General features: G+C 73.8%; 11 protein-coding genes and 1 tRNA gene. 6 read left to right on the forward strand and 6 right to left on the reverse strand.

Annotated features, from left to right (window positions below; translation table 11 throughout):
- Window positions 1-23: 23 nt before the first annotated feature.
- The 3 genes from ACFYZ8_RS34480 to ACFYZ8_RS34490 form a co-directional block, all read right to left on the reverse strand.
- Window positions 24-1,820, reverse strand: coding sequence for a hypothetical protein (locus ACFYZ8_RS34480; protein WP_389050735.1), 1,797 nt, complete (start codon window positions 1,818-1,820; stop codon window positions 24-26).
- Window positions 1,821-2,126: 306 nt separating this feature from the next.
- Window positions 2,127-2,741, reverse strand: coding sequence for a hypothetical protein (locus ACFYZ8_RS34485; protein WP_389050737.1), 615 nt, complete (start codon window positions 2,739-2,741; stop codon window positions 2,127-2,129).
- Window positions 2,742-3,361: 620 nt separating this feature from the next.
- A complete protein-coding gene (locus ACFYZ8_RS34490; RefSeq protein WP_389050739.1) occupies window positions 3,362-3,733 on the reverse strand; it encodes a hypothetical protein in 372 nt (123 codons plus the stop codon).
- A 687-nt stretch (window positions 3,734-4,420) separates the two neighbouring features.
- Between ACFYZ8_RS34490 and ACFYZ8_RS34495 the strand changes: the two genes are divergently transcribed.
- The 4 genes from ACFYZ8_RS34495 (at window position 4,421) to ACFYZ8_RS34510 (ending at window position 8,937) form a co-directional block, all read left to right on the forward strand.
- Window positions 4,421-4,630: a helix-turn-helix domain-containing protein gene (locus tag ACFYZ8_RS34495; protein ID WP_389050741.1), complete on the forward strand. Its 210-nt coding sequence runs from the start codon at window positions 4,421-4,423 to the stop codon at window positions 4,628-4,630.
- Between the two features lie 498 nt (window positions 4,631-5,128).
- A complete protein-coding gene (locus ACFYZ8_RS34500; protein ID WP_389050742.1) occupies window positions 5,129-7,084 on the forward strand; it encodes a hypothetical protein in 1,956 nt (651 codons plus the stop codon).
- On the forward strand, window positions 7,081-7,494 hold the full coding sequence (locus ACFYZ8_RS34505) for a hypothetical protein (RefSeq protein ID WP_389050744.1): 414 nt from the start codon (window positions 7,081-7,083) through the stop codon (window positions 7,492-7,494). Before ACFYZ8_RS34500 ends, ACFYZ8_RS34505 begins: the two co-directional genes overlap by 4 nt.
- 660 nt (window positions 7,495-8,154) lie before the next feature.
- Window positions 8,155-8,937 carry a hypothetical protein gene (locus ACFYZ8_RS34510; RefSeq protein WP_389050747.1) on the forward strand — a complete coding sequence of 261 codons (783 nt, stop codon included), beginning with the start codon at window positions 8,155-8,157 and terminating at the stop codon, window positions 8,935-8,937.
- 191 nt (window positions 8,938-9,128) lie between these two features.
- On the opposite strand, the gene ACFYZ8_RS34515 is transcribed toward ACFYZ8_RS34510, so the two are convergent.
- From ACFYZ8_RS34515 to ACFYZ8_RS34525, 3 genes are all read right to left on the reverse strand, one after another.
- Window positions 9,129-10,043, reverse strand: a complete 915-nt coding sequence (locus ACFYZ8_RS34515; protein WP_389050749.1) for a hypothetical protein — start codon at window positions 10,041-10,043, stop codon at window positions 9,129-9,131.
- On the reverse strand, window positions 10,040-10,288 hold the full coding sequence (locus ACFYZ8_RS34520) for a hypothetical protein (protein WP_389050750.1): 249 nt from the start codon (window positions 10,286-10,288) through the stop codon (window positions 10,040-10,042). The genes ACFYZ8_RS34515 and ACFYZ8_RS34520 overlap by 4 nt, the downstream gene beginning before the upstream one ends.
- A 504-nt stretch (window positions 10,289-10,792) precedes the next feature.
- Window positions 10,793-10,869 (reverse strand) — tRNA-Met (locus tag ACFYZ8_RS34525).
- A 408-nt stretch (window positions 10,870-11,277) separates the two neighbouring features.
- On the opposite strand from ACFYZ8_RS34525, the gene ACFYZ8_RS34530 reads away from it, so the two are divergent.
- Complete coding sequence (locus ACFYZ8_RS34530) at window positions 11,278-12,090, forward strand: competence protein CoiA family protein (protein ID WP_389050753.1); 813 nt, start codon at window positions 11,278-11,280, stop codon at window positions 12,088-12,090.
- Window positions 12,091-12,363: 273 nt separating this feature from the next.
- Window positions 12,364-16,149, forward strand: coding sequence for a hypothetical protein (locus ACFYZ8_RS34535; protein WP_389050754.1), 3,786 nt, complete (start codon window positions 12,364-12,366; stop codon window positions 16,147-16,149).
- The last annotated feature ends 103 nt before the right edge of the window (window positions 16,150-16,252 follow it).

The raw sequence follows: 16,252 nt of genomic DNA on the forward strand, positions 1-16,252 counted from the left end.
GTGTGACGCGCGAAGCAGCCACGTCAGGATGTCCGCGCTTGCGCGGTCGCGCCGTCCAGGGAGTCGAGGAGCTCTCCGAAGGTGATCTTTTCTTGGTCGTAGCCGAAGTTCGTGGCGGCGGCGAGCGCCGCCCACCGCTCGGTGCTGCGCCCGCAATGGTCCAGCAGGATGTTCAGTGCGACCTCGGGTTCGTGGCGGGAGAGGATCTCGTCGGCTGGGATCTGGCGCAGGTGCTCCAAGGTGTGGTGGCGGGACCTGACGACGGCCCGGTAGACCTCGGAGCGGGAGGAGATTTCGTTGACTGCGGGGGAATCAAGCCAGGACTGCAGGACGGCCGCCGGATCGGGGTGCTGGGCGAGTTCGTCGTCGCTGAGCAGCCGCAGCACACCGTCGTCTTCGTCCTCGGCGGCCGAGACCGCGGTTGCGGTATGAAGGAACCAGTCGGGGCCTTCGACCTTCTCGGTGATCCAGGCCAGCTCGGCGGGGTGCAGCAGGTGTAGGGCGTCGGTGATGGCGGCGCGCGGGGTGTGCGGGTTGGCGGCGAGGGCGGCCAAGGCCTGGGCCCGACGGTGCTCCGAGTGGCGCTCCAGGAGCCGGGCTGGACGGTCGTGGTGGGGGTCGACGCCGTCGATGACGCGGATCAGGGTCTGGCTCGGCGAGGGGGAGACGACGGCCGGCTGGTCCATGGAGGCGAGCTGAGCGCAGGCGCCAGCGAGGTGGTCGGGGTTGGCGCTGAGGAGGGCCAGGTCCTCGGCGAGGCGCAGGAGGCTGCCGTCGGATTCATGGTCGTTGTCCTGCTTCTCGAGGGGGCCGAGCAGCTGGCCACGGATCACGAGGGAGTCGGCGGCCGCGCGTACGTGCTCTGCGGCGAGGTCGGCCAGGCGCGGGTTGTTGCGGACGCGGTTGGCGATGTGGTGCAGGGTCCTGCGTGCCGTCACTCGCGGGTTGGGCAACTCGGCCAGCTCCGGAAGACACAGAGCCGGAAGGCAGGCCAGCAGCAGGTCCTCGCTGAGGGCGCAGCCCAGGTCTTCAGCGGGGAGTTCTTCACCGGGCGGGTTCGAGGCGGCGGCGTGGATACGGGCGTCTTCCAGAGCGCGGACCTCGGCCTGATCCAGCAGCAGGTGCTGGACCGCCGTCCCGAACGTGGGATGTGCGACGAGTTCCGCCCACCGCTCGGGACACCTAGCCAGCATTGCCCAGGCGCTGTTGCTCCCCAGCTCAAGCGACCAGTCCTTCGAGAACGCGGACACGGCCTCCCAGCCCTCGTCGGGTTCCGGATGGAGCAGGTACGCGGCGAGCGGGGTGAGGCAGGCTTCCAGAACGGCGTCGAACAATGCCTGCGGCACGGGCGGGACCGGCGCTGCATCTTCGTCGCGGGCGTAGTGGTCGGGATCCCAGTCCCGCACGACCCGCTCCACTTCGTGACTTGGGAGGCGAGGCAGGAGCGCGATCGCTGCTTCGACCTGTCCGGGGTGCCGTGCCAAGCCGGCGATCAGTCCGGCCCACACGCGGTGGGTTCGCAGGATGGCGGGCAGGTCCTTGGTGGTTACCGTGCCCTCGACCGCCAGAGTGGTCAGTATCTTCTCGTCGGCATGCACCAAGAGGCGGTTCCGCAGGCCCTTGGCAGACGTCCGGGTCAGCAGCGCGGGCAGTGCGGCCTTGAGGGCTTCCTCCCGCCACCGGTCGGCCTGGGGGTCGAAGCCGTCCGGAGTCTTCGCCGGTGCGCATAGGGTCTCGATCACCGTCTTGAGGGCCTCCTTGGGAAGGTCCTCGCTCTTCGCAAGATCTCGCCACAGCGGGTACGTACGGGCATTGACCATCCTCGGACCTCTCCTGTGCTTGACCCGGCGTCACCAGTCGGTCGCCATCCGTGGAAATGACCGTACGGCGCACCCGGTCTGAGCGGGGCGTGATCGACGAAGTCGACAGACTCGACTTGACGCGCTGACCGGGGCCCTGCTCGGTGGGCTTACTCTCTCGGCGCGGGGCTGCAGGAGGATCGGCCAGCGGTGTCCGAAGCCGGAGGGTCCACGGCATGGATGGAGTTTCAGCCCCTGACGGGCGCACCGAACGAACACCGGGCTGGCTCGGCCCCCTGGCCCTCTAGTTGATCTTCTCGTGAGCGGTCACGGCTTCGGTCCGGCTGCAGCCAGCCGCTCCAGCTCCGGCAGCCCGTTGCCGCAGCAATCTCCGCACACGAGGCGCTGACGGTCCGGCCGGGTGGGGATGTTGTAGGCGAGGCGCCGTTCGGCGCCTGATGTGCGGAGATCGAAGCGGCATTCGGCACACAGTAGCCCTATCGCTTCGGCCTGCTTGGCTGTCCAGGCGGGCCACTCGGCCGCGAAGGAGGCCAGCACCAGCATCGCCATTCCGGTCGGTCGCGGTTCGCAGTAGGGGAAGGTGAAGCCGGGCGTCTCGGCCGGGAGCTCGTCGATCGACCGCTGAAGTGAGGGCATCCAGCGCACCAGCTTGCCCAGCTCGGCGAACGCGACACGGACCTCCTGGCCCTTGCGGCGGCGCAGCTCGCGTGCCCGGGGCGGCCGGAAGGCGATCACGATCTCGTGCGGCACGGTCAAGGTGTCCAGGTCCTGTGACAGCTCCGCGGCGGACGCCTTCCACTCTCCGGCGTTGTACTCGCGCCACAGTGCCAGCCCGCCGCTGGTCAGCACGCCCGAGGTGCGCACGACTCCGACGATACGGCGCTGGGCCGCACGCTCGGCTTCCGTCATCAGCTGAGCCATCCCGCTCCAACCCTTCCATCGCTGGGGAACGCGCAGGTGCGACACCCATCCACCCCGCGTTCAACGAGGCCATGTCACTAGCGGTTGCCCCCTACGTTCCGTGATGCGTCCGTCGATCAGGTGAGTGGTCGGCCGGGTGACGTCCGGCGTCGGGCTGCGTCGCGGTGCTGCCCGCAGGCCCTGCCTCCGCCGCCCCATGTGACCACCCGCGCCGCTGTACGACACTCGCCTCGCTCACGCCCTTGCGGGGCCATCGGCCCCGGCCCTGCGGGGCCCTGGCGGGGGGCGGGGCCCAGCTGGCGAACGGCCGGGCCTGCTGTGCGGGGGTGTCGGGTGCCGCGCCCCGCCAGGGCCCGCTATCTGCTGTGTCGGTGCCCCGGAGCCGTGTGCGGCTGCTTGTTGTTGTGTTGGTCAGGCGGCGTTGGCGGTGGGTGGGGTGGTGTTTGTGGGATGCGGGTGCCGGACGGCGTGGGGGAGGGCCGGGCTGGTGGGTTGTGATCTGGTAGGCGGTGGCGTGGCCGTCGGGGCAGGCGATCTCCCGGTCTCAGATCTCCTGCACGTCTCGTCCGCGCTGGAGGAAACCCTCCTGCCTGCGATGCTGCGCGTCGTCGTGGTGGTGCTCAACCCAGCAGTGCGCGCTGGTGTTCTTCGCCCAAGATGTACGAGACTCCCAACCCCTTCACCAAGAGCGGCACCAGCCTGGTTTCCGCGACAGCCTCACGCAGATCCTGCATCTGACCACCCAGATGCTGGGGAACACGCTCGTCGCGGAGGTCTGCCTCTGCAGCCTTCAAGCCGATCCGGAGCGCTGCTGGAAGGGAGAAGACTTCCATTGCCATGAGGGCGCGCAGACGCCGCGACGACTGAGGCTCGCCTTCGACATACGGATTCAACCGCCCCGCCAGGTAGCTAAGCCGACCCAGGTACCACTCCTGAAGATCACGATCGGCATGAGGCAGCTGCGCTCGAGAAGGGGGCTGGGTGGCGGGCATACCCGGTTCCTAGCACCCAGTACACGCGTCGACGATACGCCGCGCCTGGGGGTCGTCCAGTTCAGCGATGAGGTCGACACCTACAACGGCGCTCGTGATGCGGTGCGTGGTCAGCTGCCTGGTGTGGTGCGGGTCCGCCGTTCGTCCACCGCGTACACCGGTCCTTGGCCGGGGCGTGGGGGAGGTGTTCGTTGACCCAGGTCCCGCGCACACGGGTGCGGCGGCGGGCGAACGTCACGTCCTAGATGGCATCGGGCCCGTGGACCGGGCCGGAGGGCCGGCCGTGCTCGCCGAGGAGGTGGACGCGGGTGTTGCGGTCCAGTGGGCGCGGCGCCACTCGCGGTACTGGGCGGGAGCCCTGTCTGATCCGCCAGTCGGGGACGGGACAGGGGCGGTCTCGTGGGGTGGCGCAGTGAAGGAGAGCACGCGCCACCTAGCAGCGCGCCCTGGCGGGCCTGCCGGGTGCGGGCGGCCTGCTCCAACTGCTGCTGGCGCCGCCGCGCCGCCGGCATGCTCTGCTGGACGCTGCGGCCGCGCTACCGTCGTGCGAACGTCCCGCTGTGCTGGGGGTGTTGAGGTGGGCGTTGTTCAACGCCGGGGACGTCGGCGCGGCCTGGACGTGAGCCGCCCGGCACACGCCGCCGGGCACCAGCCGTCCACGGGCCCGGAGAGAGACAGGAAGCCGACATGCTGGGATACCGCGCCCATATCAAGGGAGCTGCGAGGAGCAAGCTGGGCGCCGATCTGAAGAAGGCGTACGACAGGGGAGCATCGATCCGGACCCTCGCGCAGGGCTGCGGCAGGTCCTACGGCTTCGTTCACCGTCTGCTCACCGAGGCCGGCACCACCCTGCGCACCCGCGGCGGCCCGAACAGCCAGGACCGGCAAGCGCCCTGACGCCCGGCGCCTGACGCCGACGGGTGGCGTCCCCCTGGGTACACCCTCGCCCACACCGCAGCGGCCGCGAGCCGTGCGTCGCTCGTCTCGGTGAACGCGGCGAACTTGGCGAACGGAGTGGGAGCGCCGCGACTGGCCGTCAGGCGAGGACAGACAGGTTGCAGCAGGGCAGGTCGGGCAGTTCGCCGATTCCCCTGCGTTGCAAGCCTGGACGGGTGTACGTTCCTGCCCATCGCCGCCGCCGATGGCGGCCTGCTGCGCAGCCGGTGGAGACCGCGGTCTCCGTCGGCAAGACCCGAGTACGCCGCCCGCACCCCACGGGGCGGGTACCCGGATTCCGCCTCCAGGCCACCGAAGCGACGCCGGGTCAGCCCAGCGACGGACCGCGGTCCTCATCGGGGCGGACACGGGTGCGTTGCGCTCCGATGGTGCTCTGCTCGCGTACGCCGATCACCGGCCGCGAGCCCGCCTCGCGCCGGCCCATCCGATTGAGGCCATGTGAGCACCATCGAAACCGCCGACGACCTCCCCGACATCCAGGTCATCGACATCCGCTCCGGCGACCGCTCCACGCCGTTCGAGCACCGCGTCGTACCGGTCAGCCAGACCGCCAAGGCGATCAAGGCCCTCGAAAAGGACCGGCCCGGCGTTCAGCTCACCGACGACGCCATTCACCGGATCGCGTACAGCGCGGTTGAGCCGGACCTTCTCACCGATCTCCGCCCGGAGCTCCGCCGCGTCGAGACCGGCTGGCTGACCGTCATCAACTACCGCGCGTACACCCTGATGCTGTCCCCCGCGGTCGAGAACGACCGGCTCCTCGACGAGGTCCACTACGCGGCCGACCCGAACACCGTGGCCCGCCAGCAGGTCCTGTCCATGCCCACCGCGCACGAGACCGACGCCGCCCTCATCTACACCGACCCCATGGACGCCCTCCTCGACTCTGTCGACCGGGCGTCCAAGAAGGTGAGGGACCAGAACAGGCAGGAAGTGGGCCGGCGCATCGTGGAGCGCCCACTGACGGCCGTCCCCGTCGTCTTCCTCAGCCCCGGGCGCCACCCCGCCGGGGACCTGGGCCTTGTCGACGGCAACAGCCGCTGGGGGTCCTGCACCGCCCACGTCCCGGCCCCGACCGGCCTGATCGGCCCGGCCAAGGACAAGGAGCGCCCCTCGCTGCTCCCGTCGTACCTCATGAGCCTCCCCCTCACCGACCGGCGCAACTTCGTCCGGGAGGTCATCAAGAAGGCATACCGCGACATCAAGGCCGCCACCGGCACGAGCAAGGCCGCCCGCGCCAAGCGCGACCAGGCCGCCGCGCTCCTCAACGCCATGACCGTCCCTGTGGAGGTCGTCATCGGCTACACCGACGACGACCCGAGCATGGGCATGCAGCGCTTCCCCGCCGCGGTCCGCTCGCTGCTGATGCGCATGAACATCGGGGTGAAGGAGTTCGCGGACGCCTCGAAGAACGGCATCACCGCCGAGGAGACCGTCACCGCGCTGTTCGACGCCGGCGAGCTCGGCGACAACGCCCAGGCCGTCAAGGACGTCCTCCTCGGCCGCGTCGACATCACCGACCCCATGAAAACCCTCGGCCTCAGTGCCCTCCGAGACCTTCGGTTCGCGCTCATCGCGCAGCAGCTCACCCGCAAGGAGCCCAGGCTGAACGGGATCGCGGCCGCCAAGCTCGACAAGCGCAGCCTCCAGCTCGCCGGCCGCAGCGGCCTGGTCACCGAGCTGGGCCTGCGCTCGTACTCCACCTCCCTCGGAGAGGGCATCAGGCCCGTGCGCACCGCGCTGGAGAGCGGCTGCCTGTGGAAGGACCTCGTCGACCACGAGTGGGCCGTCGAGAACGTCGACAACGACCAAGCCGTGGACGACCTTCTCCAGCGTGCCGACAACCGCGACATCCCCGCCAAGCTGCTCCTCGGCGTGCTCGCTATGGTCACCCTCGTCACCAGCGGGAATCTCCTCGCCCCCGGCGGTTCCGCCGAGCAGATCGTCAATCACACGGTCATGCGTGCTGGCGTCGGCGCGGTCGTCAAGGCCGTCCTCGAAAGGGAGGAAGGACCGCAGGTCCTCGCCGACGCGATCAAGCGGATCCGGAGCGGTCTGCGCCCGCGCTGGTGGGCCGACGGATGTCTGGTCGAGCACGACGAGTGGAAGGGCAGCGATTTCAACGCCCACCTGCGTCTCGCCGCCCTCCACGGGTTCAACCCCGAGGGCGGGACGAGCGGGCTCTCCAGCACCGCTCGCGAGGAGAGGGCCCTCACGGACTTCCAGGCGTCCCTCACCGTGGCCGCCAACCGCCTCGACGACCTGATCAAGCTGCGCAAGAAGAACGGCACCACCGACCAGCTCTCGTGGGAGACCGTCGAAGCCTCCGTCAAGCAGATCCGTCTCATGGACAGGGCCCTCATCCGCATGTCCGAGGAAGAGCCGCTCGGATGACCGACACCGTCTGGACCGGCGTCGTCCCCATCACCGACACCCGGTACGCCATGCTCGTCCAGCTCGCCGGCCAGTGGCTCCTCGATGAACGGCCCGAGCCGGTCCCCATCGGCGAGATCTCCGGGTACGAAGACAAGGCCATTTACGTCGTGGTCAACCGGGAGGGTCTCGCCTGCTACTGCGGAAGGACCGCTCCGACCCGGATGCTGACCCGAGGAGCCGCCGCGACCAGGCTCCACCAGCACGTCAGCCGCACCAGGTCGAAGAAGGAGGAGTGGGCCGAGTACTGGGTGATCCCGCTGAGCAGCGCCACCCCCGACCACGTCGTCTCCGGCCTGGAGAGAACCGTGGCCGCCCGCCTTGGCATCCCCCTCGTGCACCAAGAGCGCATCCCGCGTCGGCGCGCCTGAGTTCCAGTCCGACCCCGCCGCCTCCCCGCCGGGCACGGTCTGCACCCTCCGACCATCCCGCTCGGCACTCGGGCCACGATCGACACCGCCGAAGGATCCTTGACGGTTCAGCCGGCGGTCGTCTGACCGCCGGCTGCCGTGCCGGCCCTGCACCAGGGGCCATCGGCCCCGGGTCCGCACCGGCGGTGCGGCTGCCCGGCGGGCCCGTACCGGCCAACGGCCGGCCCCGGGCTGAGGTGTCGCTTCTGCTGCTCACTGCCGCCTCGCGGGTAGCCCCGGCCGCGGCCTGGCTGCTGCCGTTCGGCCGCCGACGTCGAGTGGTGGCCGGGACTGCATCGCACCCGCGGTGGTGGCCGGGACTGGCGCCTGGCCCGGGAGATCGTCGCCGTACCGGCCCGGCGCCGGGGCGCTGGTTTGGTGTGGCTGGTGTGGTCTGCTGCGTGCGGCTGTAGCAGGCCCGGACAGCGAATCCACTGGTCAAGCTGTCTCAGCGTGCTGGTGCAGCGTGCTGTTCGTGCGCGCTGATCTGCCATGGGGGCGCTTCCTGCAGCGGGGGCGAGGGGGTGGTGTAGGGCCAATGGGTGGTTGCGTGCGGTCGGTTGCTGTCGCGGGCGTGGGTCGGTCTGTCTGGGGCTTTGGGAGTCAGTAGCGTCCGGGGGCGTGACGGACACGAGGGACGTTCGGCTGGTGCCGACGGGGGGCTGCTTCTGCGGGTGCGGGGAGGAGGCGGAGATCGGGCGGTGGTTTGTGCGGGGGCACGACATCACGGCGGCCGCGGCGCTGCGCGCGCTGGAGGGGATGAAGCTGCCCCAGCGGCTGGTGTCGCTGGGGTTCGGCCCGCAGCGTTCGGTGGTGCAAAGGGCCGTGGACGAGGCGGGCTGGGTGCGCTGTGCGGGGTGCGCGTACGCGGGGACGCCGGCCAACCTGGCCGCCCACACCCGTGCCGGTAGCTGCGCCGCCGTTGCCCCGGCCGGCGAGCAGCTCCCCGCCGAGGCCGGATCCGGGCCGGTGGACCACGAGTCCGCGGCGTCGGCCGGCCGGACCCGCTCCGGGCGGCCGGTCCCCGCGGCGGCCGGCCCTGTGCCGCCGGTGCGGGCCGAGTCCGGAGCCGCTGAAGGGCGGCTGTTGCCCGGCGCGGAGGATGCGTCGTGGAACGAGGTGCCGCTGCATCTGCGCCAGCGTCTGCGGGTGCCCGCGCACCAGCTGGTGACGCCCGTGCAAGGGGTGTTGAACAAGCGCGAGAGCCGACGCCTGCTGTCCGCGGTACGGGCGGCCGGCCGGATGCGGATGACCGGCGCGCAGTGGCTCCTGCTGCTGACCGCCCGGCGGGAGGATTTCGGCTCCCCGCGCAGCCGGCGGGCCCGCGCGCTCTACGAGGTGTTGGAGCAGGTGGCGGCCCAGCACGCGGTGCCCGCCGCGGACCAGGTCGCCGCGGCCGCCTGAACCGCCCCCGGGCCGCCCAGGCACCCGTACGCCGCGCGGCGGGTCCGGCCGCTGCGCCCCGACCCGCCGCCGGTCGTGCAGGCGCTGCGCCCTGGTGCCGCGGCGGGCTTACAGGGCCGCCGCGCTACTCGTGCGGCGGCGTGTCCGCGCCGGCGCCCGTGCCGATGCGCCGGGCGAGAGCCCTGGCCGCTCTACCGCGCGGCCTCGGCGCGGCTGATGAGCGCGGTGAGTTCGGCGCGCAGATCCCGCCCGTCGCCGGCCTCGGCCTGGCGCTGCAGGTCCTCGATCTCCTCGGCGGTGAGGCTGTCGATCCACGCGATCATGCTGTCGGTGGCGGCCTGCTCCTCGTCCCGCAGCTGCTGGTCGTACCAGTCGAGTTCCGGTTCGGGAGCGAGCCAGGGCCGCGCGGGCTCCTCGGTCTCCTCGACCAGGTCGATGATCTCGCAGGGGTAGCCGACGCCCGTGAAGTCGTCCTCCTGCGGCGGGTTGGTGATCCGCCGGCGGGCCGAGAGCAGCGCCTGCAGGGCGGCCTCGCTCGCGTGGCAGGCGGCCGTGAACGCGGTCAGCAGCCGCTCGCTGGGCAGCCGCTTGCCGGTCAGGGCCAGGTGGAGCGCACTGGCGGAGAGGCGGCCGGCGGTCTGCGGCGCCGCCGCCAGCTCGCGCAGGGACGGGTTGCCGGCTTCCTCCCGCAACCGCTGCATGGCCCGGGTCAGCCCGGCCTGGGTGGTGATGTGGCCCGGCACCCAGGTAACGCGACGCGGGCGGGGCTGCGTTCGCCGGCGAACGGCGCTGGCGGCGGCTTCCCACAGGGCCCGGCCCGTCTGTTCGGCCCGTTGCACCTCGAGCGGGTCGGCGCCGCGGCTCGCGCTGGCGGCGTGGGCCTGGGCGTGGACGGCGCCGTGCGCGAAGGCCACGACCACGCGAAGGGAGGGGAGCCGGCCGTCCAGGGTCTGGCGTACGGCCCGGCGCAGCGTGCGCTCGCAGACGTGCTGTCCGTGCTCGCCCGCGCGGCGGACGAGGGTGTCGTAGGTGAACGCTCCCTTGATGCCGCGCAGCCAGCCCCGCAGGAGCGCCAGCTCGACCGTGCCGGCAGGCGAAGCGCTCATCGGCCGGCGCCGATGAGCGCGGCGAGCAGCTGGCGCGCGCGGTGGGGGAGCAGCAGCCAGGCGGCGGCCGAGGCGATCGCGGTCAGGACGGCGGGGATGGGCCGCTCCAGGACGGCGAGCACCGTCACCGCGGTGATCGCGGTGACGACGACGGCCGCCTCACCCGCGCCCAGGCGCCCGGTGCCCGAGGCGGGCGCCGGGGCGGTCTCGGGCAGAGCGGGCTCCTCCGGCGGGACGGTGGGCATGGCGGTGCCTCCAGGGCGGGTGTGCGGGTGCTGGGGCCGGGCCGGGGAGTTGCCGTCCGGCGCGGTGACGACGATGGTGGCAGCGCCGGTGCCCGGGACGCGAGCCGGTCGCCGGCGGCCTGGGAAGGTACGTCGGTCGCCTCCCGCACGCGCGTCGCAGGCCGCGGCCGAGAAGCGGACAAAGAGCCGTCCACCTCGCCTGCAGCGGCGGTGGACAGCAGGCCGGCGCCGTCCACCGTGTTCGTGCCGCCCGAGGGGTGGGCCGAGCGCATGCGGGGCTGAGGCCTGAGCAGGCACCCTTTCGTACGCCGTGGGCGCGTCGTCCGGCTGCTGCGCCCGCTCGTGCCGCGGCTGTCGTACGGGGCCGGGGTGCTGCGGGGCCTGCTCGCCGGCCGGTGACACCGGGCCCCTGCGCTCGGGGCCGGCGGCGATGGCGTACGGACCGGTGATGCTGCTCGTGAACGGCTCCGGCCCCCTCCGCTGGTATCGGAGGGGGCCGGATGGTGGTAGCGGGGACAGGATTTGAACCTGCGACCTCTGGGTTATGAGCCCAGCGAGCTACCGAGCTGCTCCACCCCGCGTCGGTGCGCCCACCCTACGCCATGGGCCCGGGACGGGCGGGGATTTGCCGCAGGCGCCCGCCCGGCCTTCGCCATACGGATCCCCGGTCCTCGGTCTGCCTGCGACGCTTCCCCACCACAGACATCCACCACCGGCGGCCACCGTCCGCGCCCGCCCGGGGCCAACGGCCCCGGCCCCGCACACGACCGACCCGGGTCCCGGAAGGGGACCCGGCCCCCACCCCTGACGCGGCCCCCGACAGGGGGCACGCCCCGCGCCGGCCAACGGCCGGCCCCGTCTGGTCGACATGCTGCTCGCTGCCGCTACGCCGGCCCGGCTTGGGGACCAACGTGCGTCGACGGGGCTGCTGTTGGGCGGGCAGGCTGGGGGATGCTGGCAGGCCGACAGGCAAAGGGGGGGGCGAGTCGATGCCACTGACCGCGCGCTGGGACGGGCACGGGACGCTGGATGCGACGGTTGAGGGTCTGGGCTGCGGCCTGGTGTGGGAGGCGGTGTACCGGGTGCGGCCGCGCCCGGTGCTGGCCTGTACCTGGTGCGGGGGGCCGATGCACGCGAAGGTGTCCGGGCGCGGCGGCCGGTTCTTCGCGCACGACCGCCGCTCCCCAAACTGCGCCGGCGCCGGCGAGACGGAAGAACACCGCAGCCTCAAGCGGGCCTTGGCCGCTGCCGCGCGCCAGGCCGGCCACCAGGCGGAGCTGGAGGCCGGCGCCGCACACGGGGGCTGGCGGGCCGACGTCCTGGTCACCGCGGCGGGAGGCGCACGCACCGCGCTGGAGGCGCAGGTCTCCTCCGCGCCCGTCGATGACGTCCTCGCGCGCACCCGCCGCTACCAGGACGACACGGTCGGCGTGGTCTGGTTCACGTACCGGGATGCGCGCTGGCTCCATCATGTGCCCGCCGCCCGCCTGTACCGGCCTGCGGCGCCGGACGGACCGTGGAGCCGGCTGCACCCGCTGGTGAGCCGCTTCAGCGCCGTGGCCTGCGCGGAGGTGTGCGACCCGAGCCCGTTCTGGCACAGCCCCGTCCACGCAGGCTGGGACCACCGCGAGGAACGGGGCCTGACCGAGTTCGTCGCCGACGTCCTTGACGGCCGCCTCGTCCCCCGAACGGCCACCACCGCCCTGGGCACCCGCTACGACGGCTGGGCCGCCCCCGAGGACGTCGAGGCGGCCGCCGAGTACGCCGCATCGGCCCAGACCACGCCGCCCGCACCCGCATGAACGCGGCCCCGCCGCGCGGCCAGAACCGAGGACGTGCCGGCCGGACGCCGCGGCCGGGCGTCAAACTGCCCGGCCCGGGCCGGACGTCCCGCGTCCCGAAAGGGACCGGCCCCACCCCCCCCGCGCGGCCCCCGACAGGGGGCGCGCCCGCCGTCGGCCAACGGCCGGCCCGCTCTTGTCGACGAGCTGCTCTTCGTCCGCCCCGCCCAGGTGGCTATCGCGGTTCCGCGACAGCGGTGCGGGGACGGTGGCCGGCGGGGCTACGGTGCTTCGGTGAGCGATGAGGTGGCGCCGGCCGGCGCGAGCGTGCTGCCCGAGGTCGACGACGTCCTCGCGGACGCCCTGACAGCTCAGGGGGAGGCGGGCGTACGGGCGTTGGGGCTGCTGCGGGATGCCCACCGGGTCCTGGCCGGCAGCGGCTTCGCGCGGCCGGCGGAGGTCGCCGCGGCGTGTGTGCGCTCCGCGGCGGACGCGCTGCTGGGCCTGCCCGGCGCCCCGGTCACGGTGGGCCTGAAGCCCGCAGCACAAGGCCTGCTGGCCGCGGTCGACGCCGTCACGTCCCCCACCGCCGGGGCCTTGATGCCGGACGGGCCGGCTGTTTCGGTCGACGCCGCACCCCCTGCTGACGAGGCCTCCCCGTCCGACGGGCCGGCCGTCGGCGCCGGTTCGGCCGGCACCACCGCCGATGGCCCGTCCGTCGAGGCGAGTGCGTGGGCGCGGGTGGCGGCGGCCGCGGACGTGCTGCGCGACGAGCTGGTGAAGCCGGGCCGCTACCACCAGGCGCGGGCGCGGGGGATCGTCGAGCGGCAGATGGGGGTGGAGCTCGGCGCGGCGCAGGATGCGGCACTCGATGTGTGGGGAACCGTCTACGGGGTGGCCTCCGGGATCCTGCACGGCCGCGCGGCCCATGCCGGTGAGGCCGCCGTCCTGTACGCGGACATCCTCGCCGCCGCCCGCGAGTTGCTGGTGCCGCTTGCGGACCGCGCGGCCCGCGTCCTCGAGCTGGTCGCCCTCGAACACCCCGGCGCCGCCGAGGCGAAGGAGCTCGCCGGCTGGGCGGACCCGCGCGCCACCGACTACTTTTTCCGCTCCGGCCCGGCCACGGTGTGGCTCGCGGTTCTGCAGGAGCACGCGCCGCACCTGCTGATGCCGGACGGGGCGGCGGGCGGACGGTGGCCGGCCGCTCCGTTCCTCGACCAGGTCGCTCAGGCGGACCCGGACGCCGTCCGGGCGTGGCTGGCCGCACCGCCCGGCGATGGCGCCGCAGAGCCCACGCGTGCGCAACAGGTCGCCGCGGCAGGCCGGTTGGCCCTGGACGGGCTGCTGGGCCTTGCCGTACGCCGCTGGGACGCCGTCGACGCCGCCCAGCTCCAGGCCGCGCTGGCCGCTCCCGGTGTCCGGGACGGGGACGGGCCCGAGGCGGGGGCGACGCTGCGCCTGGCCGCGAGGTGGGCCCGCGCGGTGCCGCGCGCCGAGCGGACGGGGCAGTGGATCGGTGTGGTGGAGGGACTGCTGACCGGCGCGGTCGAGGACGAGCACACCGGCCACCTGGCGCTCGGTGAGGTCGCCGCGCGGGTGAGGGCCCGGATGAGGGCCGCAGGCCTCCTCGACGACGGCGACGAGGAGGTCGCGGGCGCGGCGGCGGGCGCGGACTGGGTGGCGGCCGAGGAGGGGATGCGTGAGCTGGCAGCGCTTCAGGTCGCGTCCCGCCTGCCCGACCACGATGTCGCCATGCTGGTGCGGGAGCTGGCGTGCACTGCCTATCCCACCGGCCGCCGCGGCCCCGCGCACCGCAACGTCGGCGCCGTCCGGGCGGTCCTGGCCAAACTGCTCGCCTACGACGTCGAGTTGACCGCCGAGCAGGCCCGGCCGGTTGTCTTCCACGCCGACCTGGACCAGGTGCACGTCGGTGACATCGCGCCGTTCGGCGGGCCGCGGCTGGCGCGCGCCGTGCTGGACGTGGCCGCGGCGGATGCGGACGCCGGAGTGGGCCTGGCCCAGCGCACCCGCCGCTTCCGGCGGCTGGCCGGCCTCGATGCCCGCCTCCACACCCGCCTGATGGCCGCGCACCTCGCCCACCGCCCGCCGGCCGCCGATGCCCCGGACGGGCCCGAGTGGTGGCAGGAGGCGATCGCGCTCGTCCCACAGGCCCTGACGGCCGATCCCGATCCGGAGCCGGCCCGCCTCGTCGAGCTGGTCCTCGCCGCCTGCCCGCCCGAGCACACAGCGCAGCTTCAGGCCGACGTCCGCGCCGCTCTGGGCACCCCGCCGCCCGCTGCCCTCATCGAGGAGGTCCTGCCCGCCCGCGCCGACCAGGCCGACGGCCTCGCCGAGCCGCTCGCGACCTGGCTGCGGGTGCGGGACTGGTCGCCGGTCCTGCCCTCCACGGTCCTTGAGGGCTGGGCACCGCTGCTTGCGGCGCTGCACCGCCTTGAGCCCGCCGGCCCGTCCAACCCCCGCACCGCGCCCGTGCTGGAGCCGGTCAAGGCGACCACGATGCTGGACGCCGAGGACCTGACGGAACTCGCGGCCGGCCAGGGGCCGGTGGCGGCCGCCACCGCGCTGGCCGCGGCCCCGGACGCTGGCGACGACGGGTACGCGATGGTGCTGCACCGCCTCGTCGCCGCCGACCCGGCCGCCTGGACGAGTGACGTGCCCGCCGTCCTGGCCGCCCTGGGCCGGCCGGAGCTCGCCGCGTTCTACCTCGCCGCGGCCGCCGCCCACGCCGACCGCCCCGGAGCCTTCCCGGACGGTGCGCTGCCGGCGGCCGTCGCCGCGACGCTCGAGGTGCGCCGCGGCTTCGGCGAGCCGACTACCGCCGTCGGCTTCGATGGCGTGCGGCGCCGGCCCGCCGCAGTGTCCTTCGCCGACCAGGCCCTGTTCGACCTGCTCACCGCCGCCTGGCGCGCCGGTGCCCTCGACGGGGAGCAGGAGAAGGACGCCACGGCGTACCTGCGGACGCTGGCCGCCGCGCTCACCCGCCCCGCCGGGGACACCGCCCGCCCCGGGGAGCCCCAGGACGGCACCTTTGCCGCCACCCCGACTCCGGCCGCCGGCCCGGGCGCCGCTGCTGCGCAGCCCGCGGGGGAGGGGACGGCGCCGGCGCTGGTGGGATCGGATCCGGAAGTGCGGGCGCTGGGCTGCCTGCTGGAGTACGCCACACGCCGGGCCCGCACCACGGGCGAGATGCCCGCGGAGGTCCTCGACACGGTCGTCGGCGCACTGGCCGCGCACCCCGGCCAGGAAGCGGTGGCCACCGCGATCGGGGTGCACCTGCCGGCCCTGCACCGCCACGCGCCCGCGTTCGCCGCCGCCCACCGCACCGCCCTGTACGGTCTCGTGCCCGGCCGGCCGTCGCCGGCCGCCTCCTGGCTGCGCTGGGGCGGCCCCGACGGGCAGCTGCTCGCCGCCCTGGACCGTGCCGAGCTCCTCACCGCGCTGCGCGCCGGCATGCCCGGCGCCGCCGAGCAGCTCGCGCACGCCCTCCTGGACGATCCCGCCCTGCTGGGCGAACCCGCCACGTGGTGGGCCGAGTTGGCGGACGGCACCGATGACGGCGCACTCGCGGTCTCCCGCCTGCTGGAGGCGATCGCCGCCCGCACCCCGCACACCGGCGCCGACGTCCCCCTCCCGCCGGCCGGGCAGGCGCGGGTGGGTGCGGCGGTGGACCTGTGGCGGGCCGCGCTCGCGGCCGGCCTGCCGGCGGGTGCGCTCGCCGGTGCGGGCGCCTTCGCGGACGCGGCCGTCCAGGAGACGGTGTGGCTGGAGCTGATGCGGGCGAGCGCCGAGCACTCCCCGGCCCTGACCGACGCCGATCTCGTCACCGAACGGGCCGCCGCCCACCCCGGCCGTGCCGACGCCCTGCTCCTGGCTGCGCTGCTGGTCACCTCGGCGCCCGGGACATGGCGGGAGGCGGCCGTGCGACGCCACGCCCGCACCCTGCTGGACGCCGCAACCGCCCTGCCCCAGGCCGAACGCCCGGCCGGGCGCGAGGAGTTGAGGACGTCACTGGTCAACGCCGGCGACGTCGACGCCGCCCGACAGACCCGACTCCCTTGAGCTATGCGGCGCGCCAGAACTCCAGATAGCCCAGGCGGTCGGAAGCCCTGGGGCCCCGTACCCGAGTTCATGTGGTGGTGGCTTGGGTGGTTGTCTGGTGACG

This window comes from Streptomyces sp. NPDC001668, assembly GCF_042893155.1.
Lineage (GTDB): Bacteria > Actinomycetota > Actinomycetes > Streptomycetales > Streptomycetaceae > Streptomyces.